This is a genomic window from Herbaspirillum camelliae (genome assembly GCF_001929405.1).
Classification (GTDB): domain Bacteria; phylum Pseudomonadota; class Gammaproteobacteria; order Burkholderiales; family Burkholderiaceae_D; genus Herbaspirillum; species Herbaspirillum seropedicae.
On sequence record NZ_KV880769.1, the window covers coordinates 99,242 to 116,725 of the forward strand.

A 17,484-nucleotide genomic window follows, 5' to 3' on the forward strand; every position below is an offset into this window, starting at 1 on the left:
ACAAGAAATCCTGCCCCAAGAGCATTGGGCATGCCGCGTGCTACATCCTGAAACTGTACCCTTGGTCATCGCGAACATCCTTGAGATGCGCTGCCATCCCCTTCAGTACGCCCCCCACTGTGCCCTTGAGATAATCTGCAAACTTCAGCTCACGCAATGTTCTGGCGATAGTTTCCGCATCAATAAACCTGATCATCTGATCGATAAAGGGCTTCCCGTCGATGAGGCCAGGTAGCCTTTCGATCGCATCATCAAGCAGCTGCTCGTAGTTCTCGATGTGGTAGTCCTCTATTTTGCGTTCAACGAGCGTTGGATCCAGCTTGGCGCCCTGCTGCATGAGCCACGCAATGTCCCAAATATCGCGGTAGCGGATGTTCTTTATCGATGCAGGGAATGCCACCAACTTGTCTGCGAGGATCTCGTCGATGGTCTCGGCATTAACGAGCACTGAGCCATAACCCAGTAGGAAATCGTAGTTTTGCCGCAAAGGAACGAGCTCGCTGGTGTGCGCTGGGACGTTTGCAATGTCAAGCTTAATCCGCTGGCGCGGCATGTCGCTCTGCTGAGGGGACGTCTCGACACTTACCTGCCACTTGTCGACACGTACATTTTCATAATTAGGAGAGGTGGCCATCTCCTTTGGCTCCTTCACTTCCACCACCAGGCCGTACCGTTCGCCGATGTGCTTTTCGATGCACGCTTTGATGGCGTCCATCTTCTGCGAAGTGAAGTCGCGTCCGCCAGCGAAATCAAGGTCCTCACTGAAGCGGTTGGACCCTCGACACAATCGCAACGATGTGCCGCCTTGGAAAACCAGGTCCTTGAGCAGACCTGCCGCGTCAAGGGCGTAGAAGATGTCGTAGTGAAGAATCTCCTTTTCCACCACAGGCCGCATGGCCGTACGGCCGGGCTGCTGCATCGCAACGTCGACGAGCTCTTTGAAGTCTTCAGGCATCGTCAAGCTCCTTTGTGTCGATCATGCTGGTATTGCGGCCGGCGCGCACCAGATCAGCGACTGCGGCCTGCTTAGTGGCAAGGCGCAGCGGCCGGCCTTTCACGGTGATCGTTCTCTGAATGAGCTCTGCCGGTCGACGTTTCGTGTGGGTAAATTCAATGGTGCCGTACGGCGTATCGTAAATACCATTCGCCCCCGTTGTCATGAGCGTGATGCGACTCATCGGTACTTGCGAAATAACCCCGTATTCGGAGAGCATGGATTCTCTCGTTACGTAGGAGTAATGGCCCCGGCGCAAAACCGCGGCGATATCCTCGATGACGTTGCCCTTCTTGGATCTCGCCAACGCATTGACGTAGATTCCCTTGGCCACTCGCTGCAGAATTCCATCGGCGACCAAGCGCTGCAGGGATTTCTCGAAAGCCTTTTCTTTCTCGTCCGGGAATGCCTTAGCTAGATCGCTCTTGGCAAGAACGTAAATCCCCATCCGATCTAGCGCGGCTAGTTTGTTGATGGCCTCCATTTTGTTCATCATGCAACTCCTTGGGCCTTACCCTGCAGTCCGGCGAATAAGTCAAAGTATAGCCTAATAAAATGTAGGGTATCAATTTACTTAATATGAAATGACTTGTGTTCGCATGATTCTGGTGTGCATAGCCCGCCAGCTCGAAGGCAGAGAGATTTCTCGTAAGATCGTACGATTTGCAGAATTTCGCTTAGCCATATGAAAAACCCCACAACTTCAATAAGTTATGGGGTTTTAATTACATCAACCTGCTTGGTATACCTCAGAACGGAATATCGTCATCCATATCCGAGAAGTTGGGCGCCGGACGCTGGGCCGGCTGCTGGCGCGGCGCACTGCTGCCGCCGCCACCACCGCCGCCACCGGCGCTCTGACGCGGGGCGCCGCCGCCGTAGCTGCCGCCACCACCACCACCACCACCGTAGCTGCCCTCATCCATGCCGCCGCCACCGCCACCCTGGCGGCTGCCCAGCATCTGCATGGTGTCGGCAATGATTTCGGTGGTGTAGCGCTCCACGCCTTCCTTGTCCTGCCACTTGCGGGTCTGCAGGCGGCCTTCGACGTAGATCTGCGAACCCTTCTTCAGGTACTGGCCGGCGATTTCAGCGAGCTTGCGGTAGAAGGTGATGCGGTGCCATTCGGTGAGTTCCTTCTTTTCGCCGGTGTTCTTGTCCTTCCAGCTCTCGGTCGTGGCCACGGCGATGTTGGTGACGGCTTCGCCATTGGGCATGTAGCGCGTTTCCGGATCGCGTCCGAGGTTACCGACGATGATGACTTTGTTGACCGATGCCATTGTTTCTCCTGAATACGTTTAGGCTGTTGCACCCGCCGCCGGCGCAGAGCGGCGCGGCAGGTTTTTCATGTTAGCCGCGATTATAAGCCAGGTCAGCGTGACCACAGCCGATAACGCAAAGACCTCCGAAATCCCGACATTTTGCTTGATCCATCCCCCCAGGGCGCCGCCGCAGGACAGTCCCAGCGCCTGCAGGGTGTTGTAGACGCCCAGGGCGGCGCCCTTGGCGGCGGGCGGTGCGATGCGCGACACCAGCGAGGGCTGCGAGGCTTCCAGGATGTTGAAAGCCACAAAGAACAGGAACAGCAGCGCCACCAGCATCCACCAGTGTCCCAGCGGATGGGACAGCACCGCCCAGAAGCCCAGCTGCACCAGCAACATCAGGCCGATGGCGCCCAGGAAGACCTGTTTCATGCGGCCATACTTCTCGGCCACGAAGACCGGCGGCAGCATCAATACGAAGGACGCCAGCACCACCGGCAGGTAGATCTTCCAGTGCTCGCCCAGCGGCAGGCCGGCCAGTTGCACCAGCGCGCCGGGCACCACCATGAACATCGCCACCTGGGTCAGGTGCAGCGTGAATACGCCGAAGTTCAGGCGCATCAGCTCGCCATGGCGCAGCACTTCCCTGAGCGGCACCCGCCGGGCCTGGACCAGCGGCGCGGCCGGTACGACCCATACCACCACGGCGATGGCGATCAGCGAGAGCACGCCGGTCAGGCCAAAGATGCCGCCCATGCCGATGGACTTGTAGAGCAGCGGCGAGGCCACCATCGAGACCGCGAAGGTCACGCCGATGGACGCGCCCACCATGGCCATGGCCTTGGTACGGTGCTCTTCGCGGGTGGAGTCGGCGATGAAGGCCGTGATGGCCGCCGAGATCGCGCCGGAACCCTGCAAGGCCCGCCCCACCAGCAGCCAGATCACGCTGGTGGCGGCGGCGGCGACGAAGGAGCCCAGCGCAAAGAGCAGCAGCCCGATCACGATGATGCGCTTGCGGCCATAGCGGTCCGAGGCGATGCCGTAGGGGATCTGGCCGAAGGCCTGGGCCAGGCCGTAGATGCCCAGGGCGATGCCGACCAGGGTGTCGTTGTCGCCGCCGGGCAGGCTGTGGGCGTGCACGGCAAAGACCGGCAAGACCAGGAACAGACCCAGCATGCGCAGGGAAAAGATGGAAGCCAGGGAGGCGCTGGCGCGCACTTCGGCGCGCGACATGCCGGCTTTGGCGGGCTGTGCGGATGAACTCGTGGCGTGAGACATACAGGTAAAGACTGGCGTTGGCGGCCGTGCCGCCTTTCATGAGGGCGGCACTGGCGAGCAAAGACGCTATGGTAACAGCATCGGCCAGCCCGCCGTCAGGTTGAGCTAGGACCGCCCGGTCGATTGTTCTCAGTGAATTGTGGTGCGTCAAACCAACACTTCAAGGGACGACAGGTTAACCATGGCCGAATTATGCTGGCATGAACTGACAAATTTGTCAGTGAGTAGATTCTTTATGCCAAAATATCGAACTGCTCATTTTTCCTGCCATTTCCTATAAAAGCTTGCGGCGTCAACGATTGACTTTTCGCAAAGCAACACACCCCGCCAAGAAAAATAAGCCGATCACGTGTATCGAGGGGGAGAAGACCCTGTTCGACGCAGCGAGCTAGACGCTCGTGCTACGTCGCCGCGGTTTTCCATATTGCAATTTTTCCCGCGGGCCCTCTGTTGGCTCGCATTCAGTGTCCAGTATGTTCTTGATCAAATCGCCCGCCATCAACAAGGTAGGCCCATCTGTTAGCGCAACGCCCGCATCGACCTACGGTGAACGGGCCACCTTCGCTCGCTTCGGCTGGCTGCTGCTGGTCTTGGCCGGCCTGGCCTGGCTGCTGCCGGGCATCTTCGGACACGGTCCCTGGAAGCAGGACGAGACCTATACCTTCGGCGTCATCCATCACATGCTGGTCTCGGGCGAGTACCTGGTCCCCACCAATGCGGGCCAGCCTTTCATGGAAAAGCCGCCCTTGTATTACTGGACGGCCATGCTGCTGGCCAAGCTGCTCTACCCGCTGCTGCCCTATCACGAGGGTGCGCGGCTGGCCAGCGTGTTCTACAACCTGGTCACGCTGGTGTTCGTGGCGCGCATCGCCCAGCTGATGTGGAACGAGCGCCGGGTGCTGAGCCTGCCGGTGCTGGGGACGGTGGCCCTGTTTGCCGGCTCCCCGGGCATGATCAAGCACGCCCACGACATGTTCACCGATGTGGCCCTGGTCACCGGTGGCGTCATGGCCATCTATGGCCTGCTGGCCATTGCCCTCAATGAAGAGCGTGGCAGGCCGTCGTGGTCGGCCGCCTTCTGGTTCGGCCTGGGGGTAGGCATCACCGAGATGACCAAGGGCCTGTTCGTGCCGCTGACCTTCGCCGCCACGGCCATGGCCGTGGGTGTGCTGGTGCGCCCCTGCCGCAGCCTGTCGTACTGGAAGATGGTGGGTGCAGCCGTGCTGGTGTCGCTGCCCTTCTTCGTGGTCTGGCCGGCCTTGCTGGCGCAGCATTCGGTGCCGCTCTTCATGGAATGGTTCTGGGACAACAACGTCGGCCGCTTCTTCGGTTTCTCGGTCTACAAGCTGGGCTCGGACAACGACCACACGGTGATCCTGCGCGCCCTGATCGGCTTCGCCCTGCCGGGCTCGGTACTGGCCGTGCTGGCGCTGGCCACCGGCGACTGGCGTCAGACCGGCTCGCCGCGCGTGGCGCTGCCGCTGGCCTTTGCGGCCATCAGCCTGGCGGTGCTGCAAAGCTCGGCCACGGCGCGCCAGCTCTATCTGCTGCCGGTGCTGTTGCCGCTGGCCTTGCTGGGCGCGCGCGCCATCGTGCGGCTGCCCAACGCCTTCCACCTGGGCTGGGACTGGTTCTCGCGCATCGCCTTCGGTGCGCTGGCGGCGGCGATCTGGGCGATCTACGTGGTCTCGTCCCTGCCGGCGGCTGATCATCACTGGATCGACTTCATGGGCCAGTGGCTGCCGCTGAACTTCGTCACGCCCCTGCAACCACTGGCGCTGGCCGCCGCCGTCGGCATGAGCACGCTGTGGCTGTGGGGTCTGGGCCAGTTGCGCCTGGCCGGCCAGTGGCGCGGTGCATTGAGCTGGTTTGCCGGTATCACGCTGATGTGGGGCCTGGCCTTCACCCTGCTCTTGCCCTGGGCCGACTATGGCAAGAGTTATGAATTTGTCTACACCGACCTGAGGCAGCAGATCGCCGGCCAATGGCAGGACGGCGACTGCATGGCCAGCGAGAACCTGGGCGAATCCGAGGCGCCGATGCTGTATTACTACACCGGCATCCTGCACCAGCCCATCGATGGCGTCTATCAGACCCAGTGCCGCTGGGTGCTGCTGGAAACACCGGGCAACACGCCGCTGCCGCAGGGCCAGTGGAAGCTGTTCTGGGAAGGCCGCCGCGATGGTGACGATGGGCAACTGCTCAAGGTCTACCGGCGCGCCGACTGACGACAGCCATTGGCAACACTCCGCAAGCCGGCCTCGCGCCGGCTTTTTTCATGGCTGTGCTTTCATTTTTGACTGCCGTTCCCACATGGGATTTCTGCCACTGTGGCCGCGCCTGTCGGCCCTGCCCAGTCCTGTTATAGTTACATGTTGTCCCACCGCTGCTCCGCGCAAGGCGTCATTCCACGCGGCGGCAGGAAACCCCCTAGCTGAAGGCATCCATGGAAGAAATTCGCATTCGCGGCGCGCGCACGCATAACCTCAAGAATATCAACCTAGACCTCCCCCGCAACAAGCTCATCGTCATCACCGGGCTGTCCGGTTCGGGCAAGTCATCGCTGGCCTTCGATACGCTCTATGCCGAGGGTCAGCGCCGCTACGTGGAGTCGCTGTCGGCCTATGCGCGGCAGTTCCTGCAGCTGATGGAAAAGCCCGATGTGGACATGATCGAGGGCCTCTCCCCGGCGATTTCCATCGAGCAGAAGGCGACCTCGCACAATCCGCGCTCCACCGTGGGCACGGTCACCGAGATCCACGACTACCTGCGACTGCTGTACGCCCGCGTCGGCACGCCCTATTGCCCGGACCACCCCGAACATCCGCTGGAGGCGCAATCGGTCTCGCAGATGGTCGATGCCGTGCTGGCGCTACCGGAAGACACCAAGCTGATGATCATGGCGCCCGTGGTGGCCAACCGCAAGGGCGAGCATGCCGACCTGTTCGAGGAGATGCAGGCCCAGGGCTTCGTGCGCTTCCGCATCCAGAGCGGCACCGGCACGGCCAAGGTGTATGAGGTCGACGACCTGCCCAAGCTGAAGAAGACCGAGAAGCACACCATCGACGTGGTCATCGACCGCGTCAAGGTCAAGGCGGAGATCAAGCAGCGCCTGGCCGAGAGCTTCGAGACCGCGCTGCGCCTGGCCGATGGCCGCGCCATTGCGCTGGAGATGGACAGCGGCAAGGAACACCTCTATTCCAACAAGTTCGCCTGCCCCATCTGCGGCTATTCGCTGCAGGAGCTGGAGCCGCGCCTGTTCTCCTTCAACAACCCCATGGGCGCCTGCCCGGAATGCGATGGCCTGGGCCATATCGAGTTCTTCGATCCCAAACGCATCGTGGCTTTTCCCAACCTGTCGCTGGCCTCGGGCGCGATCAAGGGCTGGGATCGTCGCAACCAGTTCTACTTCCAGATGTTGACCAGCATCGCCGCCTACTACGGCTTCGACCTCGATGTGCCTTTCGAGCAGCTCGACGACAAGGCCCAGCAAGCCGTGCTCTATGGCTCCGGCCGCCAGACCATTCCATTTGCCTACGTCAATGAGCGTGGCCGCACCGTGGTCAAGGAGCACACCTTCGAAGGCGTGGTCAACAACCTGCAGCGCCGCTATCGCGAAACCGATTCGATGGCGGTCAAGGAAGAGCTGGCCAAGTTCATCAACGAGAAGCAATGCCCGTCCTGCCACGGCGCGCGCCTGCGCGTGGAAGCGCGCTATGTGAAGGTGGGCAGCGGCAAGCAGCAGCGTGCCATCTACGAAGTCGCTGCCACGCCCCTGCGCGAGACCCTGTCCTTCTTCGAGACCCTGAAGCTGACCGGCGCCAAGAAGGAAATCGCCGACCGCATCATCAAGGAAATCGTCTCGCGCCTGACCTTCCTCAACAACGTCGGCCTTGACTATCTCTCGCTGGAACGCAGCGCCGATACGCTCTCGGGCGGTGAAGCCCAGCGCATCCGCCTGGCCTCGCAGATCGGCTCGGGCCTGACCGGTGTGATGTATGTGCTGGACGAACCGTCCATCGGCCTGCACCAGCGCGACAACGACCGCTTGATCGATACCCTGAAGCACCTGCGCGACATCGGCAACACCGTGCTGGTGGTGGAACACGATGAAGACGCCATCCGCACCGCCGACTACGTGGTGGACATGGGCATCGGCGCCGGCGTGCATGGCGGCGACGTGATCGCCCATGGTCCGCTGGCGGACATCCTCAAGAACAAGAAGTCGCTGACCGCCAAGTACCTCAACGGTTCGCTGGAAATCGCCGTACCCAAGAAGCGCACGCCCTGCGACGAGTCGCGCATGCTGACCATCAGCGGCGCGACCGGCAACAACCTCAAGAACGTTGATCTGGAACTGCCGGTGGGCCTCTTGACCTGCGTGACCGGCGTGTCCGGCTCGGGCAAGTCGACGCTGGTCAACGACACCCTGTACCTGTCGGCGGCGCGCCACCTCTACGGCTCGCAGACCGAACCGGCCGCGCATGAAGCCATCGGCGGACTGGAGCACTTCGACAAGGTCATCGCCGTGGACCAGGCCCCGATCGGCCGCACCCCGCGCTCCAACCCGGCCACCTACACGGGCCTGTTCACGCCGATCCGCGACCTGTTCGCCACCGTGCCCATGGCCAAGGAACGCGGCTACAGCGCCGGACGCTTCTCCTTCAACGTCAAGGGCGGCCGCTGCGAAGCCTGCCAGGGCGATGGCGTGATCAAGGTGGAAATGCACTTCCTGCCGGACGTGTACGTGCCTTGCGACGTCTGCCACGGCAAGCGCTACAACCGCGAAACGCTGGAAGTGCAGTACAAGGGCAAGAACATCACCGAGATCCTCGACATGACGGTGGAAGACGCGCACGAGTTCTTCAAACCCGTGCCGCTGATCGCCCGCAAGCTGCAGACGCTGCTGGATGTGGGCCTGGGCTATATCAAGCTGGGCCAGAGCGCCACCACCCTCTCGGGCGGCGAGGCGCAGCGCGTGAAGCTGTCGCTGGAGCTGTCCAAGCGCGATACCGGCCGCACGCTCTATATCCTGGATGAGCCGACCACCGGCCTGCACTTCCACGATATCGACCTGCTGCTCAAGGTGATCCACCGCCTGCGCGACCAGGGCAATACGGTCACCATCATCGAGCACAACCTGGATGTCATCAAGACGGCCGACTGGATCATCGACCTCGGTCCCGAGGGCGGCGCGGGCGGCGGTCGCATCGTCGCCGCCGGCACGCCCGAGGACGTGGCGAAGAATCCGGCCAGCGTCACCGGCAAGTATCTTGCGCCGCTGTTGAAGAAGAAGTCGAAATAAAAAAAGAAGTCCGGACTTGCGCGTGCGCAAACGATACAGATTTTGCCTGCATCTGTATCTTGCGCGGCGCCGGCCATGGCATACAGTCATGCACCTGGCCGCCATCCGGCGCACAATGAAGGCCGTCCCGTCCACCAGGAGGGGGCTGCCGTGCAACCCCGAAAGTCTTCCATGTCCAAGCCGCTCTCACCCACCCAGGTCGCCTTCTTCCGCGAACAAGGCTACCTCCTGCTCAAGGGCATGGTCCCTGCCGATCTGCGCGAGCGCATGCTTGCCGTCACCCGGGACCACCTGCAACGCGCCGTTGCGCCCCTGGAATACGAAGCCGAGGTCGGCTACGAAGGCGCGCCCGCGTCGCTGGAGGCCGAGGGTGGCCGCACCGCCCGGCGGCTGCGCGCGGCCTGGCAGCGCGATCCGGTCTACCGTGAATGGGCCGGCAGCCGCGAACTGGTCGCCATCCTGCACCAGTTGTTCGAAGAGCCGGTCTGCATCACGCTGGCGCACCACAACTGCGTCATGACCAAGCACCCCGCCTTTGGCACGGCCACTGGCTGGCATCGGGACATCCGTTACTGGTCCTTCCCGCGCAATGAACTGATTTCGGTGTGGCTGGCGCTGGGTGCGGAAACGCCGGAAAACGGTGCACTCAAGTTCATCCCCGGCTCGCACAAGCTCAAGCTGCAGCCGGAGCAGATGGATGAACTGGACTTCCTGCGGCCCGATGTGGCAGCCAACCAGGCCCTGTTCGCGCAGGGCATCGCACTGTCGCTGGAGCCGGGCGACGTGGTGCTGTTCCATAGCGGTCTGTTCCACGCGGCTGGCCGCAACGATAGCGACCAGGTCAAGTGTTCAGCCGTGTTCGCCTATCACGGCGCGAGCAATCCTCCGCTGGCCGGCACCCGTTCGGCAGCTTCCGAAGACTTGCCGCTGGAGGACTGACCGGCCACGGGCGGCGCGCCCAGGCGCTCAACGCTGTGAGCGCTGCCCAGCCGGAATGCGCTCATGGCCACACTGAGCTTCTCGGCCTGATCTTCCAGTGCACGTGCGGCCGCAGCGGCCTGCTCCACCAGGGCGGCATTCTGCTGGGTCGAGCTGTCCATGAGCACGATGGCGCGGTCGATCTCCTGGATACCCTGGCTCTGCTCCTGGCTGGCCGAGCTGATCTCGCCGACCATGTCAGTGACCTTGCGCACTGCCGTCACCACTTCTTCCATGGTCTGCCCGGCCTGGTCCACCAGGGCGCTGCCCTTGCCGACCTTTTCCACCGAATCGTCGATCAGGTCCTTGATCTCGCGCGCTGCCGAGGCCGCGCGCTGGGCCAGTGAACGCACTTCGGCCGCGACCACTGCGAAACCGCGCCCTTGTTCACCCGCCCGGGCCGCTTCCACGGCGGCGTTGAGCGCCAGGATATTGGTCTGGAAGGCGATGCCATCGATCACTCCGATGATATCGACGATGCGCGTGGACGACTGGTTGATCGAGGTCATCGTATCGACCACCTGGCGCACCACCTCGCCGCCGCGCACCGCCACCTCCGAGGCCGATGCCGCCAGTTGATTGGCCTGGCTGGCATTGTCGGCATTCTGCTTCACCGTGGAGGTCAGTTGCGCCATGGCCGAGGCAGTCTCTTCCAGCGAACCGGCCTGCTGCTCGGTGCGGGCTGACAGGTCGAGGTTGCCGCTGGTGATTTCCTTGGACGCCGTGGTGATGGTCTCGGTGCCTTGCCGTACCACGGCCACGATCTGGTACAGCCGCTGGGTCATGTCCTTGAGCGCCTGCATCAGCTGGCCGGTTTCGTCCTGGCTGTGCACCTCGATTTGCCGACTCAGGTCGCCGCCGGCCACCGCCTGGGCAATACCCACAGCCTGGGTGAGCGGCTGGGAGATGGCCCGCACCAGCAGGAAGGCTTCCAGCACGGCCACGATCAGGCCTGCGCCCATGGCGAGCAAGGCCATCAGGATCAGTTGCCGGTAGTGTTGCTGTTCGTGCTCGTAGAGTTCGTGTCCTACGCGGATCTGCAGTTCCTTCAGTTCGGCCAAGGTCTGATGGACGGCCTCCCACTGCTTGCGCATGGCACCAGCGTAGATATCGTCAGCACCCTGGAAGCTGCGCTTGCGCAAGGACTCCACCGCCGGCATCACGCCTTCGTCGGCATAGTGCTGGCGTTGCTTGAGCAGACGCTCGACCAGGGTGGACTCTTCCGGCGTCAAGTAGGTGGCCTGGTAGCTCCTGATGACTGGCTCTGCCGTCGCCAGGTTCTTGACGATGAGGTCCAGGCGCCGGTCGATCTCGTTGGGATCCCAGCCCTCGCTGGAGTCCAGCGTGATGATGCCGTAGATGCCGGAGCGGGCCGACTCGAGGGTAGCATCGATCTTTTCCAGATAGGAATAGGCAACCAGCCGGTCCTCATAGAGCGAACGCATCTGCTCGTTGGTGGAATGGAGCGAGACCAGACCGACGATACCTGAGGCAAGCAGCATGATGGTCAGAAAGCTGATCGCCAGGATCAGCCGAATCTTGATCGACAGTTTGTTCAACACCCTCTCCTATGGTCGTGACATGGATGACCAAAGGAGTATTACTCAAGGGCGCGGAAAGCTTGCTGACATTTGCTGACCCATCCTGACGGGGCGACGCTGTCGGCTATTTGCTCAGCAGGCGTTTCTCGGCACGCAGCAGGCTTTCCGAACTGCCGCGCAACACCACGATGTCGCCGGCCATCAAGACGGCCTCTTCAGGTGGTTCGATACGCTGCTTGTTGCGCCGCAGGCTGGCCACTTCGGCGCCGCAGTGCGCGCCCAGGTCGATCTCGGCCAGGGTGTGGCCCAGCGCGCTGGCGCCACCGATCAGGGTCACCGCCTGCAAGCGCACGTTCATGCCGACGCCGTCGGCCTCGCCATCGGACATGCCGTGGAAGTAGCCGCGCAGGGAGGCATAGCGCTCGTCACGCGCCTCCTGCACCCGATGCACCACCCGCCGCAGCGGCACGCCCAGCATCACCAGCGCATGCGAGGCCAGCATCAGGCTGCCTTCGAGCGCCTCGGGGACGACTTCGGTGGCGCCGGCAGCGAGCAGCTTTTCCAGATCGGCATCATCGTGGCTGCGCACGATCACTGGCAGTTCCGGCTCCAGTTCGGCGGCATGGTGCAAGACCTTCAGCGCCGAGGGCGTGCTGGCATAGGTCACCACCAGCGCAGCAGCGCGGTGGATGCCGGCGGCCACCAGGCTCTCGCGGCGGGCGGCGTCGCCATAGGAGACATTGGCCCCGCCATTGCGGGCGTCCTGCACCAGCTCGGGGTCCATCTCGAGGGCGTGGTAGGCGATGCCTTCCTCTTCCAGCAGGCGCGCCAGGCTCTGGCCGCTGCGGCCGAAACCGGCGATGATCACGTGCTTCTGGACCCCCATGGTGCGCGTGGCCAGTTGCGTGAGGGCCAGCGATTGCAGCATCCATTCATTGGCCGAGAACTTCATGACGATGGCGTCGGACTTGGCCAGGATGAAGGGCGTGGCCAGCATGGACAGCACCATCGCCGCCAGGATCACCTGGATGAGCATGGGATCGACCAGCTTGAGGCCGCCCGCCTGGCTCAGCAGCACGAAGCCGAACTCGCCCGCCTGCGCCAGCCCCAGGCCGACCCGCAGCGCCACCCCGGGCGTGGACCCGAACAGCCGCGCCAGCGCCGCGATCAGGCCGAACTTCAGCAAGACCGGTCCGGTCAGCAGCAACAGCACCAGGAACCAGTGGTCGATCACGGTGCGCACGTTGAGCAGCATGCCGATGGTGATGAAGAACAGTCCCAGCAGCACATCGCGGAAGGACTTGATGTCTTCTTCCACCTGGTGCTTGAACTCGGTCTCGGAAATGAGCATGCCGGCGATGAAGGCGCCCAGCGCCAGCGACAGACCGGCCTTTTCGGTGATCCACGCCGCGCCCAGGGTGATGAGCAGCAGGTTGAGCATGAACAGTTCCTGCGAGCGGCGCTTGACCACGATGCGGAACCAGCCGCGCATGAGCTTGCTGCCGAAGAACAGCAGCAGCGCCAGCACCACCAGGGCCTTGGCTGCGGCCCAGCCCAGCGTGACCATGATGTTGCCGGACTCGTTGGCCAGCGCTGGCACCACGATCAACAGCGGCACCAGGGCCAGGTCCTGGAACAGCAGCACGCCCAGGATGCGGCGACCGTGCTCGGTCTCCAGCTCCAGCCGTTCGGTGAGCAGCTTGGAGACGATGGCCGTGGACGACATGGTCAGCGCGCCGCCCAGGGCAAAAGCGGCCTGCCAGCTGATATTGAAGAACTGCGGCAGGAAGGTCGCCGCGCCCCATCCCAGCACCATGGTGGCCGCAATCGTGGTGGCCACCTGCGCCACGCCCAGTCCGAAGACGATGTGGCGCATGGCCGAGAGCTTGGCCAGCGAAAACTCCAGGCCGATGGAGAACATCAGGAACACCACGCCGAACTCGCCCAGGGCGTGGGTGGTTTCATTGTCCTCGGCAAAGCCCAGGCCGTGCGGACCGATGACGATGCCCACCACCAGGTACCCCAGCATCGGCGGCAATTGCATCATGCGGAAGGCCACCACGCCGAGCACCGCGGCAGCCAGCAGGAATAAGGTCAGTTCCAGTCCGGAAAACATGTCTGGTTCAGTTTCTTGTAACGATGATAATTATTTTGACTGTTGCACGGCCGCCATCGCCCCCCCCCTTGCGGCTGCCGGCGGCACGCACCGGGATGAAGCGCTTTACTTCATCGCCAGTCCAGGTCGGAAGCATATTGCTTCATGCAACCATTGGGTAGCCGTCATTTTCGCAACGCCTTCCGGACGGCCTCGGCACGGTCGTCATCCACCGCTTCCAATGGCCGGCAATCCCCGGTGGCGCGCTGCTGCGCTGCGATGCGGCGGGGTGCCACGGACTCGCATGTCAGCATTTCCTTACATCTGGCCAGTTGTCTGGCAAGTTTTTTGCTTTGCTAATTCGTTTATACTTCGGTTATGAGTGTAACCGATGACAAAACCACGCCTGCATCTTTTTCGGCCGAGGCCGCCCGCCGCGCCATCGAACTGGCGCGCCAGACCCTGCAGATCGAAGCCGATGCCATCCTGGCCCTGAAGAACCGCCTTGGCGACGACGCCAGCGAACCGCTGGCCCAGGCCGTTCACCTGTTGCTGCAGTGCAATGGCCGCGCCGTTGTCTCGGGCATCGGCAAATCCGGCCATATCGCCCGCAAGATCGCCGCCACCCTGGCCTCGACCGGCACGCCCTCGCTGTTCATGCATCCGGCCGAGGCTGCCCATGGCGACCTGGGCATGGTCACGCCCAATGATGTGTTCATCGCCATCTCCAATTCCGGGGAAACGGGCGAACTCATGGCCATCATGCCCATCGTCAAGCGCATGGGCGCGGTGATCATCGCCATGACCGGCAACGACCATTCCAGCCTGGCGCGCATAGCCAACGTGCATCTGAACGTGGGCGTGGACAAGGAAGCCTGTACCCTCAACCTGGCTCCCACCGCCAGCACCACGGCCACGCTGGCCATGGGCGATGCGCTGGCGGTCTCGCTGTTGGATGCGCGCGGCTTCCTGGAAGAAGATTTTGCCCGCTCCCACCCGGGTGGCGCGCTGGGTCGCCGCCTGCTCACCCATGTGCGCGACGTCATGCGCAGCGGCGACGCCATTCCGGCGGTCAGCCCGGACGTCTCGCTGTCGCAGGCGCTCATGGAGATCACGCGCAAGGGCATGGCCATGACCGCCGTGGTGGATGCGGACTTCCGCCCCATCGGCGTGTTCACCGATGGTGACCTGCGCCGCCTGCTCGAACGCGGCCAGGACTTCAGCCAGTTCCGCATTGCCGAGATCATGCACGCCAATCCACGCACCGTGAACCAGGACCAGTTGGCCGTGGACGCAGTGCAGCTGATGGAAGAATTCCGCATCAACCAGTTGCTGGTCACCGATGCCCAGGGCGTGCTGACCGGCGCCCTGCATATCCATGACCTGACCCGCGCCAAGGTGATCTGATGACCGCGCCCTCCTTCGCCAGCACCCTGCCGGCAGCCGCCCTCGAGAAGGCCGCCGGTATCCACCTGATGATCTTCGACGTCGATGGCGTGCTCACTGACGGCGGTCTGTTCTATGGCGAAGAAGGCGAGGCCTTCAAGCGCTTCAACGCGCTCGATGGCCATGGCATCAAGATGATGCAGCAGTTCGGCACGGCCGCAGCCATCATCACCGCGCGCCAGTCGCCCTATGTGCTGCGGCGCGCGCGCGATCTGGGTATCGCCCATGTATTCCAGGGCGTGCATGACAAGCGCCAGGCCTTCGAACAGCTATTGCAGCACACCGGCCTCGACGCCAGTGTATGCGGCTATCTCGGCGACGACGTGATCGACCTGCCGGTGCTCACGCGGGTGGGCTTCAAGGCTTGCGTGGCCAATGGCCACCGCGAGGTCAAGCTGCGCAGTCACTACGTGACTCAGGCCAGCGGCGGCAATGGCGCCGTGCGCGAGATCTGCGACCTGGTGCTGGCCGCGCAGGGCAATTACGAGGCGGCGCTGGCGCCGTACCTGGCATGAGCGGGCGCAGCGGCGAACGTGCGGCCGACCGCATCCGCATCGGCGTGATCCTGGTGCTGCTCATCGGCGCTGCCCTGGGCAGCGTGTGGGTGTTGCAATCCATGCGCGCGGCGGGCGACCAGCAGGCCGCGCAACGTCCGCGCGGCAAGCCCGACTATTACCTGGAAAACTTCAGCTACGTGAAAATGGGGCCGAACGGCCTGCCGCGCTACGACATGTCGGGCGTGAAGATGGTGCACTACCCGACCGACGATTCCTTCGAGATCACCAAGCCGGTGGTCCACAATCTGGATCAGGGCAAGCCACCCATGGAGCTCTATTCCGATACCGCGCGCGTCACCGATGAGCAGACCCAGATCCATATGTACGGCAACGCCAACGCCATCCGCGCGCCCTACAAGGGGCGCGAACAGATGCGGGTGGTCTCGGACTACCTGCTGCTGTTGCCGGACGACGAGATCGTCAAGACCGACAAGCCGGTGGCCATGACCATGGGCACGACCCGCCTCAACGGGGTCGGCATGGTGGCCAACAATGCGACCCAGGTGGTGCAGCTGTTCGGCAATGTGCGCGGCTACTACGAACCGACCCCGAAGAAACGCTGATAACACCGATTCGCGCCCCCCGATATTCCGTCAGAACAATAACGCCAAGACCCGACCAGACAGGATTTTATGAAACGCTCATTCCTACTTCCGCTGCTGATGCTGGCTGCCCTCAGTGGCGTGGCGCGCGCCGAGAAGGCCGACACCACCAAGCCCACCAACATCGAAGCCGACCAGATGGTCTACGATGACGTGCGCCAGGTGAAGACCTTCACCGGCAACGTCGTCATGACCCGCGGCACCCTCATCATCAAGGCCGGCCGCGTGGTGCTCACCACCGACCAGTACGGTTATGAAAACGCCGTGCTCTACGCCGCCCCCGGATCGCTGGCGACCTTCCGCCAGAAGCGTGACGGCGGCCCCGACCTGTGGATCGAAGGCCAGGCCGAACGCATCGAATACTCGGAGCAGACCGAAGTCTCCAAGCTGTTCCAGCGCGCCCATATCCAGCGCATGGATGGCAAGCGCATCACCGACGAAGTCAATGGCGAATTCATCTCCTACGACAGTCGCGCCGAATTCTATTCGGTCAACAACACCGCCAGCGGCCAGAGCAAGCCGGGCGCGGGCCGCATCACCGCCGTGATCCAGCCGCGCAATGCGCCGCCGGCGCAGCCGGGCCAGCCCGCTCAGCCTGCCACCCCGCAGCCCACCCAGCCCGGAAAGGATCAGTAAGATGGCAGCAAGCTCGCTGGTCGTGCGCGGCCTGAAGAAAAGCTATGGCGCGCGCCAGGTGGTGCGCGACGTTTCCATGGAGGTGCGCAGCGGCGAAGTGGTCGGCCTGCTCGGTCCCAACGGCGCTGGCAAGACGACCTCGTTCTACATGATCGTCGGCCTGGTGCCTTCCGATGGTGGCGAAATCGATCTGGACGGAGAACCCATCTCGCGCCTGGCCATCCACAAGCGCGCCACGCTGGGCTTGTCCTACCTGCCGCAGGAAGCCTCGGTATTTCGCAAGCTGACCGTGGAGGACAATATCCGCGCCGTGCTGGAACTGCGCCAGGAAGACGGCAAGCCGCTCTCCCGCGACGAGATCGAAGGGCGCCTGAACAACCTGCTGCACGAATTGCAGATCGAGAAGCTGCGCGAGAGCCAGGCCCTGTCGTTGTCGGGCGGTGAACGCCGGCGCGTCGAGATCGCCCGCGCACTGGCCACCGATCCGCGCTTCGTGCTGCTGGATGAACCCTTTGCCGGTATCGACCCGATTGCCGTGATCGAGATCCAGCGCATCGTGCGCTTCCTCAAGGAACGCGGCATCGGCGTACTCATCACCGACCACAATGTGCGCGAGACCCTGGGCATCTGCGATCGCGCCTACATCATCAACCAGGGCACCGTGCTGGCCAGCGGCAACCCGGAAGAGATCATCGCCAACGAATCAGTGCGCCGCGTTTATCTGGGCGAGCACTTCCGCATGTAACCCAGGCACAGGCGCAACCGACCAGCACACCGGCATTGCAACCAG

Annotated in this window: 14 protein-coding genes; 8 read left to right on the plus strand and 6 right to left on the minus strand. The window is 63.0% G+C overall.

Annotation, left to right across the window (positions count from 1 at the left end):
• Positions 1–40: 40 nt before the first annotated feature.
• From BGK68_RS00425 to BGK68_RS00440, 4 genes are all read right to left on the minus strand, one after another.
• The gene (locus BGK68_RS00425) at positions 41–955 is read right to left on the minus strand and encodes a nucleotidyl transferase AbiEii/AbiGii toxin family protein (RefSeq protein WP_075255447.1); all 915 of its coding nucleotides are present in this window, start codon (positions 953–955) and stop codon (positions 41–43) included.
• Complete coding sequence (gene abiEi / locus BGK68_RS00430) at positions 948–1,490, minus strand: type IV toxin-antitoxin system AbiEi family antitoxin (protein WP_233149211.1); 543 nt, start codon at positions 1,488–1,490, stop codon at positions 948–950. Before abiEi ends, BGK68_RS00425 begins: the two co-directional genes overlap by 8 nt.
• 253 nt (positions 1,491–1,743) lie before the next feature.
• The gene (ssb, locus tag BGK68_RS00435; RefSeq protein ID WP_075255448.1) at positions 1,744–2,274 is read right to left on the minus strand and encodes a single-stranded DNA-binding protein; all 531 of its coding nucleotides are present in this window, start codon (positions 2,272–2,274) and stop codon (positions 1,744–1,746) included.
• 18 nt (positions 2,275–2,292) lie between these two features.
• Entirely contained in the window at positions 2,293–3,489 is a 1,197-nt protein-coding gene (locus BGK68_RS00440) for an MFS transporter (RefSeq protein WP_013235893.1), read from the minus strand.
• Positions 3,490–4,007: 518 nt separating this feature from the next.
• Between BGK68_RS00440 and BGK68_RS00445 the strand changes: the two genes are divergently transcribed.
• The 3 genes from BGK68_RS00445 (at position 4,008) to BGK68_RS00455 (ending at position 9,778) form a co-directional block, all read left to right on the plus strand.
• Complete coding sequence (locus BGK68_RS00445; RefSeq protein ID WP_075255450.1) at positions 4,008–5,762, plus strand: ArnT family glycosyltransferase; 1,755 nt, start codon at positions 4,008–4,010, stop codon at positions 5,760–5,762.
• A 218-nt stretch (positions 5,763–5,980) separates the two neighbouring features.
• The gene (uvrA, locus tag BGK68_RS00450; RefSeq protein WP_075255451.1) at positions 5,981–8,839 is read left to right on the plus strand and encodes an excinuclease ABC subunit UvrA; all 2,859 of its coding nucleotides are present in this window, start codon (positions 5,981–5,983) and stop codon (positions 8,837–8,839) included.
• 171 nt (positions 8,840–9,010) lie between these two features.
• Positions 9,011–9,778, plus strand: coding sequence for a phytanoyl-CoA dioxygenase family protein (locus BGK68_RS00455; protein ID WP_075255452.1), 768 nt, complete (start codon positions 9,011–9,013; stop codon positions 9,776–9,778).
• Here the strand turns inward: BGK68_RS00455 and BGK68_RS00460 are convergent.
• On the minus strand, positions 9,706–11,379 hold the full coding sequence (locus BGK68_RS00460; RefSeq protein WP_075255453.1) for a methyl-accepting chemotaxis protein: 1,674 nt from the start codon (positions 11,377–11,379) through the stop codon (positions 9,706–9,708). The two genes, BGK68_RS00455 and BGK68_RS00460, sit on opposite strands and share 73 nt — an antisense overlap.
• A 103-nt stretch (positions 11,380–11,482) precedes the next feature.
• Complete coding sequence (locus BGK68_RS00465) at positions 11,483–13,474, minus strand: cation:proton antiporter domain-containing protein (protein ID WP_075255454.1); 1,992 nt, start codon at positions 13,472–13,474, stop codon at positions 11,483–11,485.
• 357 nt (positions 13,475–13,831) lie between these two features.
• Here BGK68_RS00465 and BGK68_RS00470 point away from each other — a divergent pair, with 357 nt between their 5' ends.
• From BGK68_RS00470 to lptB, 5 genes are all read left to right on the plus strand, one after another.
• Positions 13,832–14,860: a KpsF/GutQ family sugar-phosphate isomerase gene (locus tag BGK68_RS00470; RefSeq protein ID WP_075255455.1), complete on the plus strand. Its 1,029-nt coding sequence runs from the start codon at positions 13,832–13,834 to the stop codon at positions 14,858–14,860.
• The gene (locus BGK68_RS00475; RefSeq protein ID WP_075255456.1) at positions 14,860–15,414 is read left to right on the plus strand and encodes a KdsC family phosphatase; all 555 of its coding nucleotides are present in this window, start codon (positions 14,860–14,862) and stop codon (positions 15,412–15,414) included. Before BGK68_RS00470 ends, BGK68_RS00475 begins: the two co-directional genes overlap by 1 nt.
• Entirely contained in the window at positions 15,411–16,019 is a 609-nt protein-coding gene (gene lptC / locus BGK68_RS00480) for an LPS export ABC transporter periplasmic protein LptC (RefSeq protein WP_075255457.1), read from the plus strand. The genes BGK68_RS00475 and lptC overlap by 4 nt, the downstream gene beginning before the upstream one ends.
• Positions 16,020–16,088: 69 nt before the next feature.
• Positions 16,089–16,694: a lipopolysaccharide transport periplasmic protein LptA gene (lptA, locus tag BGK68_RS00485; RefSeq protein ID WP_075255458.1), complete on the plus strand. Its 606-nt coding sequence runs from the start codon at positions 16,089–16,091 to the stop codon at positions 16,692–16,694.
• 1 nt (position 16,695) lies between these two features.
• Positions 16,696–17,439: an LPS export ABC transporter ATP-binding protein gene (gene lptB / locus BGK68_RS00490; protein ID WP_013235903.1), complete on the plus strand. Its 744-nt coding sequence runs from the start codon at positions 16,696–16,698 to the stop codon at positions 17,437–17,439.
• Positions 17,440–17,484 lie beyond the last annotated feature (45 nt).

What these genes read in the sequence shown, in the direction of transcription:
- BGK68_RS00440 (WP_013235893.1), bottom strand. Translation starts at nt 3,489, where the DNA reads ATGTCGCGCGCCGAAGTGCGCGCCAGCGCCTCCCTGGCTTCCATCTTT.
- BGK68_RS00465 (WP_075255454.1), bottom strand. Translation starts at nt 13,474, where the DNA reads ATGTTTTCCGGACTGGAACTGACCTTATTCCTGCTGGCTGCCGCGGTG.
- lptB (WP_013235903.1), top strand. Translation starts at nt 16,696, where the DNA reads ATGGCAGCAAGCTCGCTGGTCGTGCGCGGCCTGAAGAAAAGCTATGGC.
- BGK68_RS00475 (WP_075255456.1), top strand. Translation starts at nt 14,860, where the DNA reads ATGACCGCGCCCTCCTTCGCCAGCACCCTGCCGGCAGCCGCCCTCGAG.
- uvrA (WP_075255451.1), top strand. Translation starts at nt 5,981, where the DNA reads ATGGAAGAAATTCGCATTCGCGGCGCGCGCACGCATAACCTCAAGAAT.
- abiEi (WP_233149211.1), bottom strand. Translation starts at nt 1,490, where the DNA reads ATGATGAACAAAATGGAGGCCATCAACAAACTAGCCGCGCTAGATCGG.
- BGK68_RS00425 (WP_075255447.1), bottom strand. Translation starts at nt 955, where the DNA reads ATGCCTGAAGACTTCAAAGAGCTCGTCGACGTTGCGATGCAGCAGCCC.
- BGK68_RS00455 (WP_075255452.1), top strand. Translation starts at nt 9,011, where the DNA reads ATGTCCAAGCCGCTCTCACCCACCCAGGTCGCCTTCTTCCGCGAACAA.
- BGK68_RS00470 (WP_075255455.1), top strand. Translation starts at nt 13,832, where the DNA reads ATGAGTGTAACCGATGACAAAACCACGCCTGCATCTTTTTCGGCCGAG.
- ssb (WP_075255448.1), bottom strand. Translation starts at nt 2,274, where the DNA reads ATGGCATCGGTCAACAAAGTCATCATCGTCGGTAACCTCGGACGCGAT.
- lptC (WP_075255457.1), top strand. Translation starts at nt 15,411, where the DNA reads ATGAGCGGGCGCAGCGGCGAACGTGCGGCCGACCGCATCCGCATCGGC.
- BGK68_RS00445 (WP_075255450.1), top strand. Translation starts at nt 4,008, where the DNA reads ATGTTCTTGATCAAATCGCCCGCCATCAACAAGGTAGGCCCATCTGTT.
- lptA (WP_075255458.1), top strand. Translation starts at nt 16,089, where the DNA reads ATGAAACGCTCATTCCTACTTCCGCTGCTGATGCTGGCTGCCCTCAGT.